At 32.3% G+C, this 24904-nt stretch carries 27 protein-coding genes; 12 read left to right on the plus strand and 15 right to left on the minus strand.

Annotation, left to right across the window (positions count from 1 at the left end; genetic code table 11):
- A complete protein-coding gene (locus ACYT6F_RS02070; protein ID WP_472599667.1) occupies positions 1-498 on the plus strand; it encodes a hypothetical protein in 498 nt (165 codons plus the stop codon).
- A gap of 96 nt (positions 499-594) precedes the next feature.
- Here the strand turns inward: ACYT6F_RS02070 and ACYT6F_RS02075 are convergent, their stop codons facing one another.
- A complete protein-coding gene (locus tag ACYT6F_RS02075) occupies positions 595-1140 on the minus strand; it encodes a gamma carbonic anhydrase family protein (RefSeq protein ID WP_169229286.1) in 546 nt (181 codons plus the stop codon).
- A 141-nt stretch (positions 1141-1281) separates the two neighbouring features.
- Between ACYT6F_RS02075 and ACYT6F_RS02080 the strand changes: the two genes are divergently transcribed.
- From ACYT6F_RS02080 to ACYT6F_RS02095, 4 genes are all read left to right on the plus strand, one after another.
- Positions 1282-2160, plus strand: coding sequence for a NifU family protein (locus tag ACYT6F_RS02080; RefSeq protein WP_169229285.1), 879 nt, complete (start codon positions 1282-1284; stop codon positions 2158-2160).
- Positions 2161-2215: 55 nt separating this feature from the next.
- Positions 2216-3262, plus strand: a complete 1047-nt coding sequence (gene hemH / locus ACYT6F_RS02085) for a ferrochelatase (RefSeq protein ID WP_472599668.1) — start codon at positions 2216-2218, stop codon at positions 3260-3262.
- A 202-nt stretch (positions 3263-3464) separates the two neighbouring features.
- Positions 3465-3695, plus strand: a complete 231-nt coding sequence (locus ACYT6F_RS02090) for a hypothetical protein (RefSeq protein WP_472599669.1) — start codon at positions 3465-3467, stop codon at positions 3693-3695.
- Positions 3695-3943: a hypothetical protein gene (locus ACYT6F_RS02095; RefSeq protein WP_472599670.1), complete on the plus strand. Its 249-nt coding sequence runs from the start codon at positions 3695-3697 to the stop codon at positions 3941-3943. Before ACYT6F_RS02090 ends, ACYT6F_RS02095 begins: the two co-directional genes overlap by 1 nt.
- Positions 3944-4079: 136 nt before the next feature.
- On the opposite strand, the gene ACYT6F_RS02100 is transcribed toward ACYT6F_RS02095, so the two are convergent.
- Complete coding sequence (locus tag ACYT6F_RS02100; RefSeq protein WP_472599671.1) at positions 4080-5291, minus strand: type IX secretion system plug protein; 1212 nt, start codon at positions 5289-5291, stop codon at positions 4080-4082.
- A gap of 142 nt (positions 5292-5433) precedes the next feature.
- Between ACYT6F_RS02100 and ACYT6F_RS02105 the strand changes: the two genes are divergently transcribed.
- Positions 5434-6072, plus strand: a complete 639-nt coding sequence (locus ACYT6F_RS02105) for an MBL fold metallo-hydrolase (protein WP_472599672.1) — start codon at positions 5434-5436, stop codon at positions 6070-6072.
- A gap of 712 nt (positions 6073-6784) precedes the next feature.
- On the opposite strand, the gene ACYT6F_RS02110 is transcribed toward ACYT6F_RS02105, so the two are convergent.
- The 11 genes from ACYT6F_RS02110 to ACYT6F_RS02160 all read right to left on the minus strand — a co-directional run bounded on the left by ACYT6F_RS02110 (position 6785) and on the right by ACYT6F_RS02160 (position 17735).
- Positions 6785-7222, minus strand: coding sequence for a hypothetical protein (locus tag ACYT6F_RS02110; protein ID WP_472599673.1), 438 nt, complete (start codon positions 7220-7222; stop codon positions 6785-6787).
- A 61-nt stretch (positions 7223-7283) separates the two neighbouring features.
- Positions 7284-7496, minus strand: coding sequence for a hypothetical protein (locus ACYT6F_RS02115; RefSeq protein ID WP_472599674.1), 213 nt, complete (start codon positions 7494-7496; stop codon positions 7284-7286).
- Between the two features lie 45 nt (positions 7497-7541).
- Entirely contained in the window at positions 7542-7982 is a 441-nt protein-coding gene (locus ACYT6F_RS02120) for a hypothetical protein (RefSeq protein WP_472599675.1), read from the minus strand.
- Positions 7983-7989: 7 nt separating this feature from the next.
- Positions 7990-10404, minus strand: coding sequence for a hypothetical protein (locus tag ACYT6F_RS02125; RefSeq protein WP_472599676.1), 2415 nt, complete (start codon positions 10402-10404; stop codon positions 7990-7992).
- Positions 10388-10756 carry a hypothetical protein gene (locus ACYT6F_RS02130; protein ID WP_472599677.1) on the minus strand — a complete coding sequence of 123 codons (369 nt, stop codon included), beginning with the start codon at positions 10754-10756 and terminating at the stop codon, positions 10388-10390. Before ACYT6F_RS02130 ends, ACYT6F_RS02125 begins: the two co-directional genes overlap by 17 nt.
- A gap of 13 nt (positions 10757-10769) precedes the next feature.
- Complete coding sequence (locus ACYT6F_RS02135) at positions 10770-14843, minus strand: hypothetical protein (RefSeq protein WP_472599678.1); 4074 nt, start codon at positions 14841-14843, stop codon at positions 10770-10772.
- A gap of 765 nt (positions 14844-15608) precedes the next feature.
- Complete coding sequence (locus ACYT6F_RS02140; RefSeq protein ID WP_472599679.1) at positions 15609-16055, minus strand: JAB domain-containing protein; 447 nt, start codon at positions 16053-16055, stop codon at positions 15609-15611.
- Between the two features lie 38 nt (positions 16056-16093).
- Positions 16094-16489 carry a hypothetical protein gene (locus ACYT6F_RS02145; RefSeq protein WP_472599680.1) on the minus strand — a complete coding sequence of 132 codons (396 nt, stop codon included), beginning with the start codon at positions 16487-16489 and terminating at the stop codon, positions 16094-16096.
- Between the two features lie 53 nt (positions 16490-16542).
- Positions 16543-16938 (minus strand): hypothetical protein, encoded by a 396-nt coding sequence (locus ACYT6F_RS02150; RefSeq protein WP_472599681.1) that lies wholly within the window; start codon positions 16936-16938, stop codon positions 16543-16545.
- Positions 16938-17225: a hypothetical protein gene (locus ACYT6F_RS02155; RefSeq protein ID WP_472599682.1), complete on the minus strand. Its 288-nt coding sequence runs from the start codon at positions 17223-17225 to the stop codon at positions 16938-16940. The genes ACYT6F_RS02150 and ACYT6F_RS02155 overlap by 1 nt, the downstream gene beginning before the upstream one ends.
- Before the next feature lie 66 nt (positions 17226-17291).
- Complete coding sequence (locus ACYT6F_RS02160; RefSeq protein WP_472599684.1) at positions 17292-17735, minus strand: hypothetical protein; 444 nt, start codon at positions 17733-17735, stop codon at positions 17292-17294.
- Between the two features lie 166 nt (positions 17736-17901).
- On the opposite strand from ACYT6F_RS02160, the gene ACYT6F_RS02165 reads away from it, so the two are divergent.
- Complete coding sequence (locus tag ACYT6F_RS02165; RefSeq protein WP_472601094.1) at positions 17902-18057, plus strand: helix-turn-helix domain-containing protein; 156 nt, start codon at positions 17902-17904, stop codon at positions 18055-18057.
- Between the two features lie 350 nt (positions 18058-18407).
- On the opposite strand, the gene ACYT6F_RS02170 is transcribed toward ACYT6F_RS02165, so the two are convergent.
- Positions 18408-18779 carry a hypothetical protein gene (locus tag ACYT6F_RS02170; RefSeq protein WP_472599685.1) on the minus strand — a complete coding sequence of 124 codons (372 nt, stop codon included), beginning with the start codon at positions 18777-18779 and terminating at the stop codon, positions 18408-18410.
- Between the two features lie 487 nt (positions 18780-19266).
- Between ACYT6F_RS02170 and ACYT6F_RS02175 the strand changes: the two genes are divergently transcribed.
- Positions 19267-19794 (plus strand): type II toxin-antitoxin system antitoxin SocA domain-containing protein, encoded by a 528-nt coding sequence (locus ACYT6F_RS02175; protein ID WP_472599686.1) that lies wholly within the window; start codon positions 19267-19269, stop codon positions 19792-19794.
- A 1-nt stretch (position 19795) separates the two neighbouring features.
- Positions 19796-21694, plus strand: coding sequence for a hypothetical protein (locus ACYT6F_RS02180; RefSeq protein WP_472599687.1), 1899 nt, complete (start codon positions 19796-19798; stop codon positions 21692-21694).
- A gap of 71 nt (positions 21695-21765) precedes the next feature.
- Here the strand turns inward: ACYT6F_RS02180 and ACYT6F_RS02185 are convergent, their stop codons facing one another.
- Complete coding sequence (locus ACYT6F_RS02185; RefSeq protein WP_472599688.1) at positions 21766-22497, minus strand: type II toxin-antitoxin system VapC family toxin; 732 nt, start codon at positions 22495-22497, stop codon at positions 21766-21768.
- Between the two features lie 363 nt (positions 22498-22860).
- On the opposite strand from ACYT6F_RS02185, the gene ACYT6F_RS02190 reads away from it, so the two are divergent.
- Genes ACYT6F_RS02190 through ACYT6F_RS02200 form a run of 3 tightly spaced genes read left to right on the plus strand, consistent with a single transcriptional unit; the run spans position 22861 to position 24903 of the window.
- Positions 22861-23163 (plus strand): hypothetical protein, encoded by a 303-nt coding sequence (locus ACYT6F_RS02190; protein WP_472599689.1) that lies wholly within the window; start codon positions 22861-22863, stop codon positions 23161-23163.
- A gap of 20 nt (positions 23164-23183) precedes the next feature.
- Positions 23184-24410: an ABC-three component system protein gene (locus tag ACYT6F_RS02195; RefSeq protein ID WP_472599690.1), complete on the plus strand. Its 1227-nt coding sequence runs from the start codon at positions 23184-23186 to the stop codon at positions 24408-24410.
- Positions 24403-24903 (plus strand): three component ABC system middle component, encoded by a 501-nt coding sequence (locus ACYT6F_RS02200; RefSeq protein ID WP_472599691.1) that lies wholly within the window; start codon positions 24403-24405, stop codon positions 24901-24903. The genes ACYT6F_RS02195 and ACYT6F_RS02200 overlap by 8 nt, the downstream gene beginning before the upstream one ends.
- Position 24904 lies beyond the last annotated feature (1 nt).

The following is a 24904-nucleotide window of genomic DNA, read 5'->3' on the forward strand; positions in this document are numbered from 1 at the left end:
ATGAAATTTAAATCCTTACCTTGGCACAACTTTTGGAAATTCTTCTGCATGACGAGAGAAAAACGACTTATGAAAATCCCTGTATTAGCCTTATGTATGGCTCTTTTTATGACCTCCTGTTCTTCAGTAAAAAATACGGATGCAACTTTACCAAAAGATATTTCTGAAAGACCTGCTGATGAAAACAGTCAGAAATATGATCAGGCGCAGCTGGATAAACTGAAAGCTTCCATAGAATCTGAAATTTCAAAAGAAAAGTGTGGCGATGCTGCAGAGTGGACATTTGCTCCGATGGGTGCAAAAGGCTGTGGCGGACCTCAGCTCTATATTGCTTATCCTAAAAAAATGGAAACAACTATTTTACCGCGAATTAATGATTATACCGAAAAGGTAAAAGCATTTAACCAGAAATATGAAGTGGTTTCCGACTGTATGATGATCATGCCGCCAACATCTATTAAATGCGTCAACGGAAAAGCCGAACTGGTAAATTCTTAAGAAATAAAGCATATCAATAAAAAAACCGTTCAGGTTATGAACGGTTTTTGTAATTATCAATTCTGAAAAGTTAATTTGTGATAGTCAATTGACCAATTATAAACTGCTATCTTCCACATGTTTTACGTTTTCTTTATACCATGAAGAATATTTTACATAATTATCTGCAATCCGGTTTACTTCTCCTTCTAGCAGCTGAGAATTGATATCTTTGATTTTTCTGGCCGGAACTCCTCCCCATACTTCCCCGGATTTAATGTGCGTTCCCTGTGTAACTACAGAACCTGCTCCTACAATAGAATTTTCTTCAACGAGGCAGTCATCCATCACAATAGCGCCCATTCCGATTAATACGTTATCTTTAATGGTGCAGCCATGAACGATTGCATTGTGCCCAATGGAAACATTATTACCGATATTTAAAGGATATTTCTGATAGGTGCAGTGCAGCATTGCATTGTCCTGAACATTTACTTTATTCCCCATTTTTATATAGTGAACATCTCCCCTGATCACCGCATTGTACCAAATGCTGCAGTCCCGTCCCATCGTTACATCACCGATAATGGTAGCCGTTTCTGCCAAAAAGGTATTTTCTCCTATCTGCGGTGCCTTTCCTAAAAGTTCTTTAATAAGTGCCATATTTAATTGAATTTTGTAATAGTGAAGGAATTGGATTGTCATTCATAATTTTTAAATCATGCCGATAGCAAAAATCTAACTTCCAACCCCTAAGTTCTAATTTCTAATTGCGTATTTTTGTATCTCAAATTTAAAGAAAAAATGCATACTATACTTATAGAGCCGACTGAAAACCCAAAAGTGATGAAATTTGTTGCGGATTACAACCTGATTCCCGGTTCGCTGGAACTGGACAGGGATTCGGACATTTCGGAAATTCCTTTGGCGCAGGAGCTTTTTAACTATCCGTTCGTGGAAAGAATTTTTATTACGGCTAATTTTGTAGCGGTTGCAAAACAGGACACTATTGAATGGGAACATGTGGCGGAAAGCCTGAAAAACGTTATTGAAGATGAACTTCTGGCCAACCCGAGAATATATCTCCAGAAGAAAAAAGAGCTTTACCAGATTTATGCTGAAATGACTCCGAATCCCAATGTTATGAAGTTTGTCGCCAACAAATTGCTGATGGAAGGTTTCGTAGAAGTAAAATCAAGGGATGCAGCAGAAGGAGTTCCTTTAGCACAGGCTATTTTTAAGGAATTTGATTTTGCCAAAGAAGTTTTTATTTCTGATAATTTTGTGGCGGTAACAAGAGATAATTCTGTAGAGTGGCACCAGGTCATGATGACTGTTCGTGCCCTGATTGCAGAATATCTTCAGAACGGAGGAGAAATTTCCAACATTGAAGCTCAGAAACACGAAAATCCTGTAGAAAAAATCATTAACAGAGATTACACCGCAGATGAGCAGAAAATCTCTGATATCCTGAATGAATATGTTGCGCCAGCCGTAGAAAACGACGGCGGAAAAATTTCCCTAATGGAATACGACCAGGAAAACAAAACCGCAAGAATGCTGCTGCAGGGAGCGTGTTCAGGCTGTCCGAGCTCTACCGCTACTTTAAAAAACGGAATTGAGAATATTCTAAAACAATTTGTTCCTGATCTTGTGGAACGCGTAGAAGCTGTTAACGGATAATTTAAAAACCAAGCTAAGAATCCGAAGAAGAATAGTAAACTTTAAATTAAAAATCTTGCAGAAAGAATCTTCCAACTCAAAAAAAGGAATTTTATTGGTAAACCTCGGTTCGCCAAGATCTACAGACGTAAAGGATGTAAAGGAATATCTTGACGAGTTCCTGATGGACGAAAGGGTAATTGACTACAGATGGATCTTCCGCGCACTTCTTGTGCAGGGAATTATCCTGAAAACACGGCCTCCGAAGTCTGCTGAAGCATATAAAACCGTCTGGACGGATGAAGGTTCTCCTTTGATCGTTATTACTGAAAAAATCCGGAAGAAATTACAGAAACTGGTAGATGTGCCCGTGGAAATCGGGATGAGGTACGCCGAGCCAAGCATAGAAACGGGAATCCGAAGCCTTGTTGAAAAAGGTGCTACTGAAATTGTTCTTTTCCCACTGTATCCGCAATATGCCATGAGCACCACGGAAACAGTGATTGAAAAAGCTGAAGAAGTAAGAAAGCAGAAGTTTCCGGGTTTGAAAATCAATTATATCCAACCGTTTTATAACCGTGAGATTTACATCAACTGCCTTGCAGAAAGCATCCGGGAAAAGCTTCCTGAAAATTTCGACGCGCTGCAGTTCTCTTATCATGGCGTTCCGGAGAGACACATTTTTAAAACAGATCCCACAAAAACCTGCAACCTTAACGACTGCTGTACCAGGGAAAATAATCCCAGTCATCAGTTCTGCTACCGCCACCAGTGCTTTAAAACAACAGAAACTGTTATTGAAAGACTAAATCTGCCGAAGGAAAAAGTGATCGTCTCTTTCCAGTCCAGGCTTGGAAAAGACAAATGGATCGAACCTTATACAGATGAAACCTTTGAAACCATTCCTAAGAGAGGAATTAAAAATCTTGCTGTTGTCTGTCCTGCTTTTGTTTCAGACTGTCTTGAAACCCTGGAAGAAATTTCGGTTGAAGGAAAACATCAGTTTACTGATGCCGGTGGCGAGAACTTCCACTATATTCCCTGTTTGAATGACGAAGACCGATGGATTGAAGTTGTAAAAACATTATGTGAGGAAAAACTCAATGAATTTTATCTAGTTTAATTTAACAATAAGCCTTCGAAATCGAAGGCTCTTTTTTTATATAAAACTTGACACTACCCCCTATTTCCACCTACTTTTTTTTTAAAAAAAACATAAATTTTCAAAACACACCCTTATTATTTACTATTTATTTTAGAAATTTTATATATTTTTCTTACCTTTACCCCATCAAAACAATATCATCACCCTTAAAAATTAAAAAATGATGAGCCCAACTGCAGAAATTTTAAAAAGAAAGATTGAAAACTTTAGTCCTGATGCTTTAGAAGCTTTTGCAAAAATGATGGAAAGCTTTGAAGAAAGGAATACCCCTTCGATTTCACCATTCTATATGGAGGAAATCTTATATAGAATCCGGTTTCATAACGAAAACCCCTCTACAAAACTGGATTTTTATGAAAATATTTCGGAGCTGAAAAAGTATTGTGCATAATGAAAGTCCTCCTTTCTTCTATTGCAAAAAATGACATAAGGCTTTTGATGAGGGTTTTTGGCGCAGAAAACAAACAAAAAGGAATCGATTTTCTGGAAAGTCTGAAAACTTCTATCAACGGTATAGCAGAGCATCCCGGGAAACCTTCAGGTATCAACGTGTGTGCTATGGAACATTTCCCGGTGAATATTCATTATGTTTTTGAAAATGAGAAAACGCTTTTTATAACAGCTATATTTAAAAATTAAACTGATTTCCAGACTATTATTATATTAAGCCTTGCCGATTTGTCGGTGAGGTTTTTTATTTTTATGACAAACTACCAAGCTAACCTTAAAGGTTCTTTTAGGCTGCTTTAATATTTAAATTAAATTTAGATAAATATTATCTTACCGGGGTTCTGAATTCACCATAGCCTATCAAACCATCATAATTTCTTCCGAACGGAGCGTAATACAGAAATGCCTGGTATAAGTTTTCCGTCTGCCAGAAGTTACCATTGACCTCACCAAAATTAAGGGAGCCTCCAGGATTTTTTGTAGCGAGAATATAGTTGTAGAAACCTTGTTTGAGATATATTCTGGCAACATATTTTTTGTTTTCAGCATCGTATTGCATCAGGTTTTCTTTACTGGGTTTGAAATCGTTGAAGCCTCCCAAGACATAAATTTCTTTATCCACAGGATCCGATTCGAGTGAAAAATGCACCCAGGAATAGTCTGCTTCTCTCTCTGCATCCCTCTCTCTTCCCAGATCATTTCTCCTGTAGTACCATGCACCATTCACATCAGGCTGATATTGGTAATTCAGCGGAAAAGCCCAGACAGGATGAAGATAAGTATTATTTACTCCGTCTTTTACTTCTGTGGCGCGCACCATATCTGCTGCCATATTCATGTTTTTATTATCGAAATAATAAAATTCATTATTTCCGGGAAAGACCAGAGACAGCTGCTGGAACAACAATTGGTTTCCGAGTGTAGCGCTTGGTCTTAAATTATTTACCGTAACATTAGGATTGTTATTCTGCATGACATTGAGCGTCATTGAGTTTACGTTGGAAGAGAGATCTCCGCCCTTGGAAACCGCCTTTACCTCTACTCTTTGGTTGGCATCGGGATTTCTTGCATCAGCGAATCTTGAAATTCCCAGAGCTAACGTTGCAGCATCTTCCACAAGGTAAAACCTGCGTTTGAATAATGGTTTGTCTGCAGAGTTTTTATAAACAATAATTTCATAATTTCCTGAAATTTTAAGCTGCATTTTATCATTCGGAAACGTAAGTTTATAATGAGTGTATGACTGGAGCGTATTAAAGGAATACTGAAACCTATCCAGCAAAGCATTTAAACTTCCTGTGGCGTATTCGGTAAAGAAGAGATTGTCATCTTCCCAGTTTCTGTTATAATGTTTTATGGTATATCTGTAAATTTCGCTGGCATTGGTGAGGTCATCAAAGCTTAAAACCAACTGCTGGTTAAAGTAAATAACCGGTGTTTCATCATTGGTCTGGGGATTAAACAGCTGAATGCTCTGGATATTCTGTCCAAAAACAAATCCGCTCAGGGCAAGTAAAATTATTTGCAAAGTTTTCATTATGACGAAGATAAAGAAAAATGAGAGATCTTTGAAGTGACCAGAAGGTTTTTAATGACATTTTAATGCTAAATATTTTGTTACGGATCTTTTACACCCAAACTTTTGTTCCTACATTTGTTTTTTGAAAAATAAATACCATATGCTCCAGATACAAGGTTTCGTATTCAATTTTGCCAGTGAGAATACTTATATTGTTTATAATGAACACAAAAATGCCTGGCTGATCGATCCGGGAAATATGAGTGATTCGGAAACCAAATCCATAGGAAATTTCATCAGGGAAAATGAACTGAACATTGAAAAAATCCTTTTAACACACGCTCATATTGATCATATCTTAGGACTTCAGTGGGCTTCCGATACTTTTAAAGTACCTGTTTTTATGCATAAGGATGATAAAGAAGTGCTTGACATGTTCCAGATCAGCGGAATGCGTTTCGGGATGGAGCTTGAGCATATTCATGCAGATATTCGCTATATTGATGAAAATGACCAACTGGACCTGGATGGTGAAAGATTCAAAATTTATCATGTTCCGGGCCATTCTCCGGGAAGTGTGGTCTACCATAACGAGGCGCAAAAATTCATAATTTCCGGAGACGTACTTTTCGAAGGAAGCATCGGCCGAACCGATCTTTTTAAAGGGAATTACGAGCAGCTGATTGAAGGAATAAGAACTAAACTTTTTATCCTCGACCCGGAAACCAAGGTTTTTTCGGGCCATGGAAATCCGACGAGTATTGGGTTTGAGAAGACGTATAATCCGTTTTTTAGGTGAGATTGGGTTTGGCTTTTTGAAATTCCATACAAAGGTTTTTGTTTCCTTCAAATCCCTGAGTTACTTCCTTAAAAGAAAGTATTATTTATACATTGCAAATCTAACAGTTAATTTTTTCTAAAAAATGCCTGCATTTTGCTGCCTCCAGCTAAATACATACTCTTTAGCAATTTTCCATTATTCTAAATTTTTAATAATTAATCTACCATTTTATATTCCTCCAATTGGGTTAATGTATATACTTTTAAGCTGTGTAATTAGAATTTTTATAAGAAAACCACTCCTCGATAGAAGTGGCATTATTGATTAAAGTTTACTTCCTTTAAAACTTTGCAGTGATCTGGGTGATGCTTGAACCAATCTAACAAATCTTTTTTTCTTCTTCATCCATTTATCAATTTTTTTTTAATTTTGGGATAATCCTCAGGAATTAAATTCTCAATAAGAGCAACGGACAATGTCCAAGCGGACTTTACTCCCAATTTAAAATCATTTTTAAAATGGATATCTTCATTTCATTTAATAGTAACTTCGAATATTCTACATAGTTTTCATTTATTCTTAAAGCAATTTGTAAAATCGATAATTCTCGAGAAAGGTTATGCTCGGAGTTTAAAAATTTATTAATAATTTCCGATATACTCCTTTCCGGTAAGTTTTAATTGTTTCTATTGAAAATATTTTATTCATTTGTATTAAAGTTTAAACAACTTCATTCTTTATAAACATATCTTAAAGGTTTATTAGCAGCAATATGCTCTTCAATTAGTTTTTTGAATCCTAAAACTCCATAAATTAAGCTATCCACATAAAACTCTCTTCCTTTGTGATAAAGATAGTATGTAGTTCCGTTAAATTTAAAAGGTTGACTTCCGTATTGTTCAGGATATCTTTGTCTTAATTCCTCCTTAAAAGCATTAAAATCGGGATGTTTTACTAACTCTTCTATTCTCTTGTTTAAAGTTGGAAGTATCCGTTGAAGTTCCTGTACTGTAACTTCAAAATCTTGCTCTGCATAAATTCTTTGTTTTATATTTTCTTTTAATTCTAAACTAATATCTAATTCTGAATATTCCTTGAATAAACGGTCAGTATCAAGTCCAGAAACTAATTTATTTTTTGTATTAAATGCTAGATAATATGGTTTCATTTTTTATTTTGTTAAAATTGTTCTTATTGAATTATCGTTTGTAATATAAACATCTTTGATTTTATTGAATCCTCTTTTTGCTCATTGTTTTATAAAATGTTGTTGATTCAGCAGCTTCGTACATATCATACGTATCTTCAAAAACTTTATTAAACTGTTTATAGCCTAAAGATTCTCCACCAGGATAATCTGGTAATTGTTTCCATTCTACCTTTATTGTTTTTATTTTGTTTCCAAAATGGTTAAAGGCTTCATGTGTGAATTTTTGTTCCAAGTTTTTAAAATAAAAACCGTTTCATTTATGAAACGGCCAATTCTATTATTCTTTATAAACATATCTTAAAGGTTTATTCGCTGCAATATGATCTTCAATTAGTTTTTTGAATCCTAAAGCACCATAAATCATACTATCCACATAAAATTCTCTTCCTTTATGATAAAGAAAATATGTAGTTCCTTTAAATTTAAAAGGCTGACTTCCATATTGCTCTGGATATCTTTTTCTTAATTCTTCTTTAAAAGGATTAAAATCCGGATGCTTTACTAACTCTTCTATTCTCTTGTCTAAAGTTGGAAGTATCTGTTGAAGCTCCTGTACTGTAACTTCAAAATCTTGCTCTGCGTAAATTCGTTGTTTTATACTTTCTTCAATGACTGGCTTTAATTTCAAAATAGCAAATCTTTCGAAGGTATCATCTAAACTATCGGTAAAGTTTCTAACTTTATTTTCAATATTAAATATTAAATAATGTGGTTTCATTTTAAAATTATTTAGTTAAAATTGTTTTTACTGAATTTTCTTCTTCATAGGTATCTTTAATTTTAGTAAAACCTTTTTTACTCATAGTTTTGTAAAAAGTAGTCGATTTTACCGCTTTAAATTTATCATAAGTCTCATCAAATACTTCATAAAACTGTTTATATCCCAAAGATTCTCCACCAGGATAATCTGGTAATTGTTTCCATTCTACCTTTATTGTTTTTATTTTGTTTCCAAAATGGTTAAAGGCTTCATCGGTAAATTTTTGTCCTAATCCTTTTACTCCATAGGTATTAAAATCAAATTCTAGTTCACCTCCCCATACTCTTGCCGAATTCTCCCAAACAAATCTCTCATCTGCAACTTTCCAAATTATCTCATCTTTATATATCAAAATTCTATATTTCAAACCTTTGTAATAATGATATATACTTTTAAGCAAACCAGCTTTCTCAAAATCTGTAAGTGATTCTATAAGCACACGTTGTATAAACTCTGTCGCTTTTGCAGGTGAAGCATAATACACCCTGCTTAAAAAAGCTCCTACCTCTGCTTCCGTACCTGTTGTTACTAAATACCATTTATAATAAACTTCATAAAGATTATCTCCAGCTTTTCTTACAGAAATTCTCTTCTGAGTAAGGTTTTGTATTATATACTCAAAATTTGCATCTGAAGATGAAAAGAATTTCACAAGTTTTTGCAATAATCCATTCTTCTCGCCCATTAAAACCACTTCTTCTATTACATTAGCCGCATTTCTTGCTTTGTAGGCATCCAGTTCGGTTATTAATTTCTCCAGCTGTTCTGTAAAAATACGGTAATTGCCTTTAACGTTTTTCAGATTCTTTAAATTCTCCAAAAGCACAGGTCCATAGGTGAGAATGCCCTCCATTATCACCACACTCATAATCCCTGCCCCTACTAAAGCATAAATTAAATCCCAGTTCTCTACAAACCATTTGCCTTCCGGATATTGAGAGAGCCACTTCCGGACGTCTTCGTCCATCAAAGATAAATCAACACTCGCTAAAGCTAAATCTGTAATGGCCAATAAAGAAAGTTCACCAGCAGCACCCATTGTGAAAAGTCCTGCAATAATTGCAAAAATATCTCCGCCAATGCGTATGTATTTCAATACTTCTGTCCACTCTTTTTCATCTGCCAGTGCTTTTATAAAAAGAGCGGTCACCAGTTCTGCCTTTTGCCCGGTTTCTGAATCATATGAATAACAGACCAAATTCATGGGATGATAGAGATATCCGGGATCTACATCCTCAGTTACGGTTTCTTCAGCTAGCGGATCTCCTTCTTTCGGGACTATCTTTACATTCTGCTTCACTTTTCTTTTCTGTTGCAGAAAGACGGCATCTTTATAATCAAAATCCCAATCGAAACTCATAATCCCTTTCATTGTATTCAGGGTATCATTCAATTCCAAAATATTGGATTCTATAAAATAACTGCCCGTGCTGACCAATGCATTGGGTGTTATTTTCCTCTTAGCATTTTTATCACTTGCAGCAAACTTATTGAGTACGGAAGCAAACAAAATCCTGTTAGACATAGACTGTCCCAATATCTCAGAACGCCCGTCAAGGTTATCATAAATTTCAGTAAGAACTTTTGGGTTTTTCCAAAAATAATCAGCAGCTTCCTGAAATTTTCTGAACATTCCCATTACCTTTATAAGAAGGGAGCTGGTGTCTCTTGTCCAGCTAAACCAACCGGTGTCATCTTCTTTGGTTAATATTTTCAGATGTTTAGCCACAACATCTGTTGAAAGCTGAATCTTTACTATAAAACTTGTTGGTAAATCTCCATATACCTGATACAAATCATCAGAACTTTCTGAACTTGTTAAAAAATTGGTAAACTCCCTGATGAAAAAAGTAGAAGCATCATAGTCCTTTTCTACATCTCCATAATTTAGATACAGTAATAAATTCCTGTATTCCTGAAAAGAATGTGTCCGTAGTTCTATTGCTGTATCATGGGTATCAACATAGCAAAATGTCAGAACGTAAGTAAGCTTATCATTTTCGTCAAAAAAGACTTCCATATAAGGGCGGTCTCTTGAAAATTTATTAGAAACTTTTACTACTCCATTTTTCAATCCTATTCTGGCGGAAAGATCAATGTGATTCTGCCCATCCATAATATAGGTTTGAGCAATATCCTGCTGATATTCCTGGTAAACATATTGCATTATTCCATTGCTTCCATTGGCTGTTTTGATATTACCCAATAGTATGGTAAGGTTAATATACTCATCGTTCTGATAACTAATATTGTTATTAAAACTTCCGAAGGAACTGGGAAAAAAATTTTTATTTCCTTCAAATCCTTGGGTTACTTCTTCAAAAGAAAGTATTTTGTATCCAGATAAATCTCCGAACTCGTCGTCAAAATTTCCCATCATTTGTGTGTTTAGTGATTAAAAATTCCAATTCATTTACGGGAAAAAGTTGTTTGGTTTTAATATGTTCATAAAGTTCATTAACTCTAGATTCGTCTAATACTAGAAGATCTATATAAAAGTTTTTATTAACTAAAATATCTGCATTTTTCAATTTGCATTTAGCCTGTACCAAAATATCCCAATCCTTTCCTTCAAGCTCATTCCAGCGTTCTACAGGAAGTCTTCCTCTACTTCCGAAAAGCATAATCTTTTCCACGGTAGTAATGTCATTAATCTTATCTTTCAGAGTTGTGAGTATATAAGGCAGCACTTTTTCGTGCTGCCAAATAGACTCGTTTTTTACGCGACTCATAATAGTGATTTAATTATAGTAAAAACTTACTTAGAAGAGCTTTGTCTGTAAAATCTGACTTAGAAAGCTTTTGTCCGTTCTTGTCTAAAATTCTTTCACCATAGGAATCGAATTCGGGAGAATAAATTTTTAAATATTCTTCCTCGGTATTGACAGTAAATCTCAATACATCTAGAGGTTCTCCGAAATTACCTTTCTTAAAACTAAAATTCTTAATCTTAGTGACGTTAATTTTGAAAGTAATTCCATTTTCTCCGGTAGGATATGCCTCTAAACCTTCGATTTGTGAAATTTCATCTGCTAAAGCTCTATAAGCCTTAGTAATAGAATCTGTTTTTAGCCAATTAGCATCTCTATCTATCATGATTGAATTACCTAAACATTCATATTTCTTTTTGAAAAAATCTTGATCATCAGCATCTCCTATGGTTTTAAAGCTTTCTAATTGATCCATTTCATTAAAGCTTATCTCCATCCACTTGTCATTAGACTGGCCAATCTGATTGGTATTCAGTTCAAAATTGCTTCCGCACATTTCGCCTAGGTTGTCATCAAATTTCACTCCGGGTTCACAGTTGCACGGCAATGCTTTTTCTACTCTCAGGCCTATAGAATCTGCCTGAAGGATCGTAAGGGAAGTCGGGATTTTTTCTCTCCACGGTTCGCCTTCTTTGGTTGCTTTTGGTGAACGCATCTCATCTACAATGGATAAGAACAACGGATCATCAATTACCGGAACCTCACCGCCATTCCAGATTTGTCCGGTAGCTAAGAAATGTCTTACCGCTTCTTCAAATCCCGGACGAACTGTAACGATTACCCTCGCCATTCCCGACTGCATAAAGGATCTGAATACAGGATCGTTATCATCAAACTGATAAAGATCTGCCCATGATTTTCTTTCTCCCCAATAGTACGGATAAAAATAGTAGCTCATAATTTCCCACTCAAAAGCCTGCTCCATGAATTTAATGAAAGCTGCATACCGGTCTAATTTTCCATCTACCAAAATATCGGTGTTGGTAAAAGTTTCTTCTAATGCTCCGTCATTCGTATAGTATCTTTTCTTACCGAAAGTAAGGTCTGCCCCCGGACTCTGGTTGAGCATGTACGAAATACAGTTTCTTCTCAGAATCGTATTTTCAATTTTTCGGTAAAAGCCCGGATTGGAACCTTTGATCTGAACACCCATTGCTTTTATTTCAGCGAGTGCCTGTTCGTATTTTGCAAGTTCTGTTTCGTAGGCTTCAATGATTTTGTTGAATACTTTTTGCAACCAGCTGTTCTTAGCTTCAACAGATAATTTGCAATGAATATTAAACCCAACTGTCATAGCATGATAATTTGTTGCATGGTAAGTAACATTTATTGATTTAGCTACATTATCCAAAGAAAAATAAATATCACCAAATTCGCCATTTGCATATTGGTTTCCTTTACAATAAACATGTTGACCGATACCTACACCATAAGAGTGTTGCTGCGTTGAATCATTGTCATATTTAAAATGTCCATTTGCATATCCATGTGTAGCAATATATCCGTCAGGAATTGTAATTGATTCAGTTTTATTGAAATGCTCATCTCCTCCAATCTTTGTATCAGAATAAGATTTACTTAAAACAAGAGTATTTTCCGGAATTTCGATCTCTACATTAAACTTACTGATCCAATATTTTAATTTTGTTTCATCTTGCAGGAAAGAAAAGTTTTCTATTTTTTGTATTGAAGACTCTCTAGGGTCAACCGGTTTTATCAATTGGTTTTCTGAATTATTGGAAATCTTCATCCCAAGATTATGCAGCTTAGCAGGTTCAGGAATCATGAATTCAAACATCATTCTTTTTCCATAATTGTAGATCTGGTTTTTAACCACTTTATCTACCCACCGGTAAACACCTACAACATGGCTGCTTCCTTTGGTATTATCAAAGCCGTGTTTGTTGTTTTCTTCAAACTCTTCAATAATTTTATCGATACGTTCTTCTTTTACTTTGGTCACGATTCTGTCCAGAGCTCTTGCCGTAATGTCTTTGGCTTCCGTAACAGCCTGCCGGTTGCTTTCTTCTTTGGAATTGTGAGTCGCATAATTCGCTCCGACGCTTAAGCCGTATTTATTATCACCAAATCCCCATGAAGCATTAAATCCTGCCTGCGCAGCAAAATCTTTAGATTCCTGAAGGATTTTTGCAATTTCGCTCTGCATTTCGTGCCTTTCGGTAGACGTTGTATCGGTCAGCTTTTCTTTTTCTGTTTCGGAAGAAGTGGTAACCTGGGATTCACTGCGTTTTAATCTTCGGGTAGCCCTTTCTTTATATTCCCTTGCCATGATGTTTTCTATATGCGCCACATCTCCTTCAACATAGCAATAAGTGGACTGCTCTACTTTCTTGTAATCTGTAATTCCAATATTTTTCATTCCGAACCCTAAAGGGATAAAGATATCGTCACTGTATTCGGTATTCTGCCCTCCGTTTTCAATATCTACCTGTGCAGGTCTAAATACACTGCTTCCTTTAAAAACGCCCTGTTTAAGAAACCTGTTAATATCTGAAGGGTCTCTTACCAAATTAACATCCATATTGTATGTTTTACCATCGGCTAAAACAACGGTTCCCTTCAGATTAAACTGGTTGATATTCAGAGTCTGAGAATCAGGAATGACAGTTCCGTTATAGAATAAAAGACTTGTTCCGCTTGAAGATGAAACTACTGTATTGGAAGTAAATTCTGTCCCGTTAACATTTGCTTTATAATTTGCCGAAACTATATTGGAAGCAAAATTTTCCAGAGTAAGCATAATGTACCACGCTGAGTTGGATACGTTATTTGTTTTTACACTATACCCTATAAGCCCGGTGGTATTTGAAGTATTATTAATTACAGGTACCACCACACCTCCAATAGTGCTAAAAGTCTGGTTATTCAAAACCGTATTCTGTAAAACTGTCTGCTGCAAAGAAACGTTATTCTGAGCAATAGCCTGGTTGATTTCAGCAAAAGTTGAAACAGAGCTTAGCGACGTGAAAGCCTCTTCCAAAATTCTTTGTAATGTATTTTTTTCTTCTGTTGTTAATGACTCCATGAGACCTTCCTCCTGAATTTCAGACTCATAAATAAAATTAAATTCCGGAAGTTCCAGGGAAATAGGACGAATTTCCAGAAGTTCTTCATATAATCTGTCCAGGTCATCTTTTAGCTTCGGGTCTTTTTCAAGAGCATCAGGATTAGTGATGGTTAAATCATTAATGTATTTTATTCTGCTTTCAACAACTGCTTTTTTGTTGGCTGTTTCGTCCACGCTTTTCTCATATTCTGCACGAATAGGCCTTACCTGCCGTTCGTAAGCTTCTGTAGCAGCTCTATACGCTTCCTGATATTCTTTCTTGTAGCTGTTTTCCTGAGCCTGCAGTTTTGTGGCTAATTCCTGATTTTTAGTTAATAAGAGTCGGGCTTCTGCAAACTGCATATTTTTGTCGTTATACAAGATCTGACTATCCTGCTTTTCGCTCATTCTAGATACGGCACTGTCTCCGGAAATATTATTTACCGGTTTGAAAAGTTCCTTCGGAAGCACAACTTTAGCCCTGATAACATCTTCATACTGTTCATCGCTATTACCATCATAATGCAACAAAATGTGATTTAGATGTAAAAAATGTATTAAGGTTTCCTTCGCATAAAAATCTTTTTGGGTAACTACCTGATAAATCACGTTATCCCAAATTGAGGAATCAATAGTGATAATCTGTTGCTGGGATTCTCTATATTCATTGAATTTTGCATCAAATTCTTTTTTTGTAGATGATGCTTTATTTCTGGCAACCCAGACTGCCAGATCGTAGAATGCAGGATCCTGCTCTTTTAAAGACTGTTCGGAAAGAATATTCAAAGCTATGTCTTCAGGTCTTTCACATAACTTTTTCAGTGTTGTGGATGAATCTAATTTTTCATCAAAGACACCGTGTTGCGCTTTATAGTCTCTGAAAATGAATCTTCTTTCTTTATTTTTTGGATCCGAAAGTTCAGGATTTCTATGAGCCGAAAATCTGAACAGCGTTTGTGACGTGTTGTTGTTTGTAGTCATTTGTGTAATTTATTTATGGTTTATAATAATTTGAAGTTTCTTTTTAGTAGAATTACTTCGGATTTCAGCCTTATTTTTTTTAGGTGGTTTCCGGCCATGATATCCACCTGAATGTTTAATGGGAAGCATATCTGATATTTTATTTTAATATTAATTTGAAATTTTCGTTGCTATACTTTACCTATGTGAATGTTTACTGACAAAGAAAATGTACAATAACGTCAAAACGTGACGTATTAAAATAGTTTATAATTGTTCGGTGACAACCAAAGACATAGTGCCAAAAACAATTAAGATTTCGGATCACTTTTAAAATAATAACAGATAAGGTTCTGTGTATCGGGAAACGATAGAATTACGGTAAGATTGTGTATAATTTTCATGGTATGTGTTTTTATTTTCCAAAAATAAGAATTATTTCATTTTAAAGTGAAAATAGAAAAAATAATAACAAAATTTAACTATTTTAACTTTATTTTAAATTCTTACCTTCCATAAGGGATGAAACAAAAAAACCGGAAAACCTGTAGGTTATCCGGTTGTGGTCCCACCTGGGCTCGAACCAGGGACCACCTGATTATGAGACGAAAAAAGTTACTTTACATTTCATTTCATTCTTTTTCATTGTTCTGATTTTCAACAAAATAAAGATTTCTTATTTTTCATTTCTTTATAATATCTTGTATTATTCTGATAAAATGTTTCACCTATGTTTCACCCAGATATTTTTTAGTCAATTTGCAGAAACTGCAAGAACTGCAACTGTTACAACAGTCCTTCATCATTAAAACTTGTATAACTTTCTTTTGTGATAATAATACTGTCAAGGAGGGAAATGTCAAGTAATGTACAAGCTGTCTTAAGCTTCTTTACTATTGAAAGGTCAGCACTACTTGGGTTAAGATTGCCACTTGGATGGTTATGAACTAATATAAGCCCTGTGGCTAGGCATTTTAAAGCTACAGATAAAATCAATCTGATATCTACTAAACTTGCTGTAATTCCACCTTTAGACAAGTTGTAGACTCCAATCACTGCATTTGATGAATTTACAAGAAGAACCTTTACTTCTTCCTGCATTTCTATTCTCCCTTCATCCCACACTGTCCTTATAATTGCTATTACATCACTGCTTGTAGTAAGAGTAACTTCAAACATTTTACAAGGATGATATGCTACCTGTATCTCTGATACTTTTGTTTCTGTATTCATTTTTAATTTTTTTGAAGTATGTGGGGGTGCAGCTTGTATTATGTTTTCTTAACTCCAAAATCGTAAAACCTGTTTAGAACTTCTTTCTGATACATCAGAATAGTCATGTTATCCTCTTGCTGATAATAGAGTTTCAGAGTTACAGAACTGGGAAAAGAGACTGTAAATTCTTCTAATTTATTTTTAAGACTCTCAACCTTGTTTTCTCTATACTTTAGTTCTACTCTCATTAGCCTGTCAGCATTGAAGTACAGTAATACCTGTTTTACCTTTAAACCTAGTATTTCGTTTATTTCTCCAAAGTACTCATAAGAGACGAGAGATAAATTGTTTTCTATGAACTCATAAGGAGGTACAGATATGATTTCAAACTCAAAATCTTGGTGTTCATCATCCAGTCTGAATTTTAAGTGCTCATATATGTCATTTATCATTTTGATTTTTAATTGTTAAAAGCCACCTGGATTAGAGGTGGCTGTATTATTGCTTACAAGGGCATATTCTGATTATATTCTTCAAGAATTGTCTTGAAATTCACATCTTCTACGCATCCATTTTTGATTTTAATTGAGAAATAACCATCAATCTTGGCATTACCTGGAATTAGATAACCTGGAGCTAATATTTCACAGTTTATCCAATCATGAAAGACCTTATTATCATCTTCAAGAATCTGGTTTACATAAGATTTCTCATAAATTTCATCATGCTTACTGTATATCTCACAGATATATAGCTTACCATTACTAAGTTGCCAGGTTATTACACAATTACTTAAAAAGAATGTAGAAGTTGTAACTATGATGAACATTCCCTGTTTAAGGTCTTTATCAATGTCAATATTATCTGGAACTGTGTAATAGTGAATAACCTCTAACACCATTACTTCTGGTCTGCAATGTTGGTTGAATCTATGTTCTTATTGATTGGACCATCTTCCCTATCATCAGTAAATGCGATGTAAAGTTTATTCTGTCTTTTGTTATAATACCCTACAAGATTACTTTCAGGAGTTATTTCTTTATATTCTTCTGGTAGAACTATCTGTACAGGATAGTTGACAAGGTTATATCCTTCGATATTTGATTCTTGGTAGAATTTAATTCCAAAGACTACTAATAGTATTCCCAGTACAAATGTGATTGTGATTAATAGTGATTTTAGTTTCATGTTGAACAAGATTTTTTCATGTTGAATATTCGAGAAATTGACTTTTACAGCCAAGCTGTGCAATGTTTACTTATAGTTAGTTAACCTTGCCCACTCTGAGGTAAAATATTTTGTAATTGTGTAGTTATCCTTTGAGGTATAGGTAATTTCCACCACAACTATTGGCTCTTTACTATCTTCCTTGTAGCAAAATTTAAATATTCTTTTAACAGGATTATTAAGAAGATTTGATGGTATATACTCCTTTATATATAAACCTTGCTCAATATAAGTTCTGTCTAATTTTGCAGGATACTCAGCAAAACTGTTATCCAAGACTTTTAAAACCTCTTGCTTTTCTTCCCAAAAAATAAACATGCTTACTTCTTTTTGGATGGGTGAACTATCCTTCTTTGTGTAAAAACATACTATTCCTCCAGAATCAACAAACTTATTAAAAACTTCTTCTGAAGATTGAGAGTATCCAATAGTGAAGAAAAACAGAATAAATAACAAATAGATTTTTTTCATTTCTATAAAAATTTAGATTTAACAAATATATTAAATTATCAAAAATGATAATGAAAATATTATCATTTTTGACCACTTTTGAAGTCAGTAATTTATGTTGATGGAGAAAATAGATTTTCAAATAGCGTTAGGTAAAAGGATAAGACAGCTAAGAGAGGAGAAAAAGATGTCTCAGGCTGAACTAGCTTTATTATGTCATTTTGACAAGCCTAACATGAACAGAATTGAAACAGGTAAGACGTGTCCAAGTAGTTTTACCTTATACAAGATTTCCATTAGCCTAGAGGTAAAACTTTCTGAAATCACAAATGTGATAGAGTAATCCTCATCTATAACCATCATCTCTACAACAAACCAAAAGTTAGTGTAATCTTCTAGTAAGAGGTTACTTGGAAGTTCTGACATTATGTTCAATCACTTGCATGAAAAAGCAAGTATAAGTTGAAACTTTTAGCTATTAATAAAATCATATCCAATCTTTAATTTCATTTAAAGCCATAGTTACCTGGGGATGCTTAAAGGTAAACATCAGTAAACAAGAAAAAATAGAGTAAAAGAAAAGGACAAAATTTACTCCCTTTCTTTATAGGCTCCAGGTAAATTTGTCTTGGAAAGTCCCAGTTTTTGTATAATGTATATATAGAAACAAAAAGTGGGACTTATTTTAAGATTTTACTGAATAGCATTCACAGGGTTACCTGGGACTGTATAATTCTCTAAATAATTATTGCGTGCTAGTTGTGAACTTTCATCAGGAGTGTACTCATACCTGTGATTCAGGGTAATAAGTTCTCCTGTTTCTTTGATAGTGTACTGGTAAGGTTCACATTCAACTTTGATAATGTCACCTTTCATCATAGTTCCCTTTAAACTTCTGCATACTGCTTCATCAAAGGTTGCAGGGATAAAACATTTCTTGGCAGTAGCATAATACTGACCTGTGGTCTGACTTTGTAAAAGTTCAATACCACTGTTAATTTCAAGGACGCAAAACGCTGTCCCATCTTCTCTTTTTCTTTTGGTGTAATTCGTAATCGTTACCATAGTCTTTTTGATTTTGAGTTAATTGTTAATTAATGAAACACAGACACAAACCATTATGCCACCACTATTACCTGGGGTTTAAAGGTCTAATGCCTGTTTTCTCCTAATAGGTGGGGGTTATTCAGGAGTGTTGCATTGTAAAAGAGAAAGATGGACACAATTCTTTACCTACCCAGGTTCAGTAGTGATTGAGATGAATAGAAATCATTATAGGAAGATGTAGTGAAAGTACATTTACAAGGAGACATAGTGCTATCATGAGTAAAGAATTAAAATTGAAGTTGCAATTGTTCACATAAAATAATACAACTGTAAAATTTTTAAGTTATTATAAAGTATAGGGGGGGGGGAACTTTCACTTTATAAATATGGTGGTGCAATACTACAGTGCAATTACATACAAAAAAATATGTTAAAAAAATTTTTTTTAACATATTTTTAACATTAAAAATAGTACTTTTGTTTTTAAAAGTTAGAAATTTATACCATGGACAAACTATTAAACACAAAATATATTTTTATTCAATTCTTAGATTGGTATAAAGAGTCCTTTGGAGAAAGTGAATCAAATGATTTAAGTATTCTTAAAAGTCTAAAGTTAATTTTTCTTCTTTCAACAATTAATACTAATAAACAAAATGAAAGTTTATTGGATTTTGATTTTAGATATGCAGCTATGCCTTATGGTCCTGTTGAAAAAGATATTTATGATTGGTTTAAAGAAGGAAAGTTGGATGATGTTATCGATAAACAAGGTATCAAAAATCATAATCTTTTTAACACAAATTTCGATTCAATAAATTATGATTTTAAAAAAGTTGTTGATACGAACATAATTCTTTTGAAATCAGAGAATTTTTATCTTATAACAAAATCTGCTTCATATCTTGTAGATTTAACTCACGAATTTACATCTTGGAAAGAAAATTATAATAAAGCTCTTAGTTTAGGTAAATACTCAGAGGATATTCCTAAATCAGATATACAAAAAGATAACTTTTTCTATTCTTTCTAAAATGTTCCAAAACTCTATTCAAGAACTTGCTAGAATTAAAGCCAGTTTACCTGCTGATAATCCTACATTTGACCATAATACTTTTTCATATTCCCCTATTGAAACATTTGTGGAGGAATGTATTTTAAATACAAACTTATCTATCATAAATGGAGAATATATAACGATTGATGTTAAATCTGAAGGAAAACAATTCAATTTGGAGCTAGACCAGTTCGAATTTGATATGCCTCATTTGATTAATGTTAAAGGTCATTTAGATATAATTAGAGCATGTGTTAATTTATATATTAACTTTTTTGCAGACATAAATAATTTTTATGCGCTGGGTATTGTGGATTTCAAACCTTACTTTCCTAAATCCAATAAGGAAATAAAGTTCTTAGAATTTAACATTAGGGTCAATATAATTGATAATAATTTTACTTCTGATGAAAGTACACTTAAGAATCTATTTCGTTTAAAAAATGAACTAAATAGGCATTCACTTTCAGGTACATTTTCAGAAATACATCTCGCATTAGAATTAAAGTTAAATTTCTTAATATATAAATGGTATCTCAGGGCTGCTCAAAAAGAAAAGACGTCTGATTATGATGACATTCTTTTGAAACAAAAGAGAACTTTACCAACATCTGTCTTTGGAAGCTGGATCGAAAAAACTTTAAATCATTATGAAATAAGTAATAATGATTGGAAGTCCTATTTTACTACTAAATACAAAAATTCACCTTTTATTTCTACTAATTTAACAAATTTTTCCTTTCTTAATATTAGCAATAATATAAAATATTTTAAAGATGTAAAGGAAGATGAAATTACTTTAAAAGAGATTATAGCATATATTGAAGGAAAAATACACACACTTCCTTCTAGTACTTCTCGACTAGAAAAAATATCATATGAGCTACTTTTAAATTACTCCATAAATAATTATTATTCTTCTTACTGTAATAAAATTTTTAAAAAATTCTTAATTTTAAAGACAGCTAATGATAAAAAAATAGTTGAAAAATGCAGGTCTTTAATAGAACTATTAATTACTGAATATGATAGTCTTTCATTAAAAATAAAGGGAAATGTGAATAATTTCTTTTTAGACTACAAAGTAACATATACATGCCTACAAATCCTAAATTCAGCTTATGAAGTTTGTGTCAATAAGTTATTATTTATAGAAACTTTTGATGATGATGTTAACTCTAAATTTAAGCTAATTTTAGAGAACTATAAGATTAAAAAAAAGTGGTCAATTAACAACAATAACTATATATTTAAACTTGATTTCGAAGAATCTAGACTGCGACATAACAATCTTGATGTTTATTATGCATCATCATTTACATTAGCAAAAGTAAATGATGATGTAGAAAATAGATTTGAAAAAGTTTATACATTATATAGTGATTTAAAACTTAGATTCACTTTAAAATATGAAATAGAAACTATTCACTCTTTAAGTGAAGAATTTAAAAAAGATAATAAACGAATTATTGAAGTTGTTACTCTATTTACTGCAATTATATCTTTTGTTGTTGGTTCTATAAATGCTTTTCAAGCTGCAAAAAATTTTGTAGAGGTTATAATTATTTTATTATCATTTGGATTAGCCATTTCTATATTCATTTTGCTAATGTATTTAGCCAATAGTAAATTAAATAATACTAGAAAATTTGGTAAAATAAATAAAATTACATTTTACGAGAATAAAGGCGCTTGGTTTGGAATAAGATACCCTATTTTCAATTACAGACTAATTAGAAATTTTATTACAATAACTATTATTTATTCATTATTTTTAACTATTTTATACTATCTTTTCCAATATAATGATAGTTCTTCACAAAAAAATAATATTAAAAAAGCTGAAAACCATACCTCACAAAATATAAGCAAATAAGATATAGATTAAAAGTTTACATTAAATTTCGCATTTAAACTTACTTCTATCATCATAAAATACACACTAACCTATATCTTAAGAAGATAATTGCCACATCCTGAATCTGTAATTAAAGTTTTCCATTTTTTATCTTTAGTTATGTAAATATCTCCAGGTTGAACATAACTGAGAATAAAAAAATCCATTATATCATTTGTTACTGATACTATATCGCCAACTTCTAATTTTTTGAAGAATAAATCAAGCGTTTTAATTAAAAGTTCAATTTTTGAAAAATCCATTAACTTTATATCTTGACTAGTAGCTAAGGCAACAATATTAGAAATATATTTTTCTACTAATACTGTTGTTTCCTTTTTAAGATGTTTATTTCTATTTTTTATTTGCCCTTGTATTTGCTTAGCTCCAATATTATAAGATGATGATAAGTTTTGAAAATCTTGATTTATTTCATCAGCATGATCATAGAAATCTTTAATATTTTCCTCTGATATTACAGCACCATATCTGTAATTTGATAAGAAATCAAAAAGTCCCTTTAATTTCATTAAAACATTATAGTGGAAAAATTGATGTTGTTTTGCTATATGAACAAATGGGGGGTCAAAGTTTTTCTGAAATTCATCCATTTTATTGAAAATCCATCTAAATTTTTCAACATTTGTAACCATACCCCTTTTCTTTATTAGTTCAAAATAATTTAAAAATGTAGTACAAATTAAAGATTTATCTAAGCCATCTAGCAAATTTCTATTATCAAACAAATCTAACCAAATGTTTGTATCAAGTATTATTTTCATGAGCTATTTTTTACTAAAATAAAAAATGTTTTGCAAAAGGCATAACGAAAGACAAACAACCAAAATAGCATTAATAGTAGGATATTTAACAACTGTAAACTACATTTACTAATTGAAAAATGCTTAAACTGTTAAAAAGTAAAATTTCCCAAACCTTAAGTTTCAAAAAAATCTTTATATTTATCTTCAAATAACTAAAAACCAATGAAAAATTATATGTACCTATCTTCTATCTATTTCCAAAAATAGTTAACTAATTAAAAATCTATTGAGCAGTATGGATGTTATAGCTCAAATATTTAGTTTTTTATTTCCACATTTTAAATTTATCTAATCTTACCCAAAAATATAAGTAATTGAACCATGAACCAAAATCAAAAACAAGAATCATATTACGCTATATTAGCATTTATGGAAGCTTTAGACATAGACAGACTTCCAAATTCTTATGAAATTAATTGTCAAGTAAGTGACAATTCAGAGAAACATTTTTATTCTGATACCATAGAAATAGATTTAAAGCAAGGATATGCACTATATTATAACTTATTAAATCAATATAATTTAGGAAATAAAATTAATTCTAATCAGAATCTGTTTATTTGGGATAGTAATCAAAGTGTTCTGAGTGTCGAAGTTGGTGAAAGAATTTTTAAGTTTAAATAATAGTTAGTAAGTAATTCTATATGTCTGATTCTGCCAAAGGACCTTCCTCAGGTTATATTTATCAATTCGAAGTTGCACTTCTTCAATTAATAAAACTCAATAAAAATGAATTTCTATCAATAGAAAGAGTTGACGACATAGCTGTAGAAGATTCAAAAGGATTATATGTAATGACCATTCAAGCCAAGCATTCTATTTCCTCTACAGCAACAAATTTTGGTAATACTTCCAAAGATTTATGGAAGACTTTAGTATTATGGGTAAAAAAAATAAATCAGGGAATACTGACAGATAAAAATAATTACATCGCAGTTAGCAATAGTACAACCCCTAAAAATGCTATCATTCATTCATTTGGAAAAAAAAATTTCAATGAAATTTGCTCTCTAATTGAAAATATTAAGCAAGAACAGACAGTAAAGTTAAGCCAAACAACAAAATCAGGAAAAAGTATTCAATTCATAATTGACCAAATTGATTATGTATTATCCCACAAAAAAGAATTTAAAATAATTGTAGACAATTTTAAATTACAACATTTTAAAAATGTAAAAGATGATGTTATAAATCATATATTTTTAAATGAAGCTACTGACGAAGTTAAAAATAATTTTTATGAATCTTTATGTGGATGGTTAATAATAAAATGCAAAGAAACATGGCTAAATAAAGAAGAAACGAAATTCTCAAAAAATGATTTCAACAGTAAATTTAATAATCTAAGAGACAAGCATTCTTTAATAAAAGATATTTTTAGATCCAAACAAACCATACAGTCCCTAAATAAAGTTGATTTTAACACTGTAGATTATGATTCTCTTTATATAAGGCAGATTAAAGAGATAGAAAGAGATGAAGACGATAAAAAAGACATAATTCAGGATGCTATTATAGATTATATTTTCAGGGATATCGAAGTTGCATATTTGATAAAAAATACGAGCAGTCCCATCACAAAATATGATTTTGAAGAGTTCGAAAAAAAATGTGAAGAAAAATGGAAAGAGGTTAAAAGAAAAATTGTGACAAAAAATATTACAAATTATACTCCAGAACAATTAAATGATTTTGCAATAAGTATTTATGACCAAATAATGCTTGATTTAAAAATCGAATTTCAAGACTATTTTGGCTTTAGTGATCGTAATAAATATATTCAAAATGGAACTTTTTTGAATTTATCAAATTTACCTAAAATTGGGTGGCATCCAGATTGGAAGAAAAAATATATTAAAACTGATGAATAATTATAATATTAACCTATTTGACATTTTACAAAATCCTGCAATAGGAGTTATTGCTATTCATAGTTTTATAGAAGGATATAATTCAGTAGCAAAACATAAAGAAGATAGACATAATTATCCTCGTTTAGACTATATATTTTATATTCTACCAATAATATATGATTCCTATGCAATTAATAATGTTAAAATGGAGCTGTATACCACATTGACAGCAAATAAAAACATTACTTTAGGGCTTCAAGAAAGAGCCAATAAAATGTCTGGACAAACTCTTGACAGTTTAAACTTAGGATTTAGTAAAAAAATATTTTACCTTAATAAAGAAACCTTTACAATAGAACTTGAGCCTGACTATAGCAAAAATATATTATCAATGATGAAAATTCAATCCCAATTTTTAAGTGATGTAAAAAAGGCTTCTAAGAGATTAGGTAATATTTTTGCTAAAAAAGATGAAAAAGTACTGCAATTAGAATTAAATATCAGATTTTAAA

It is taken from the genome of Chryseobacterium sp. NG-CE01, assembly GCF_055695505.1.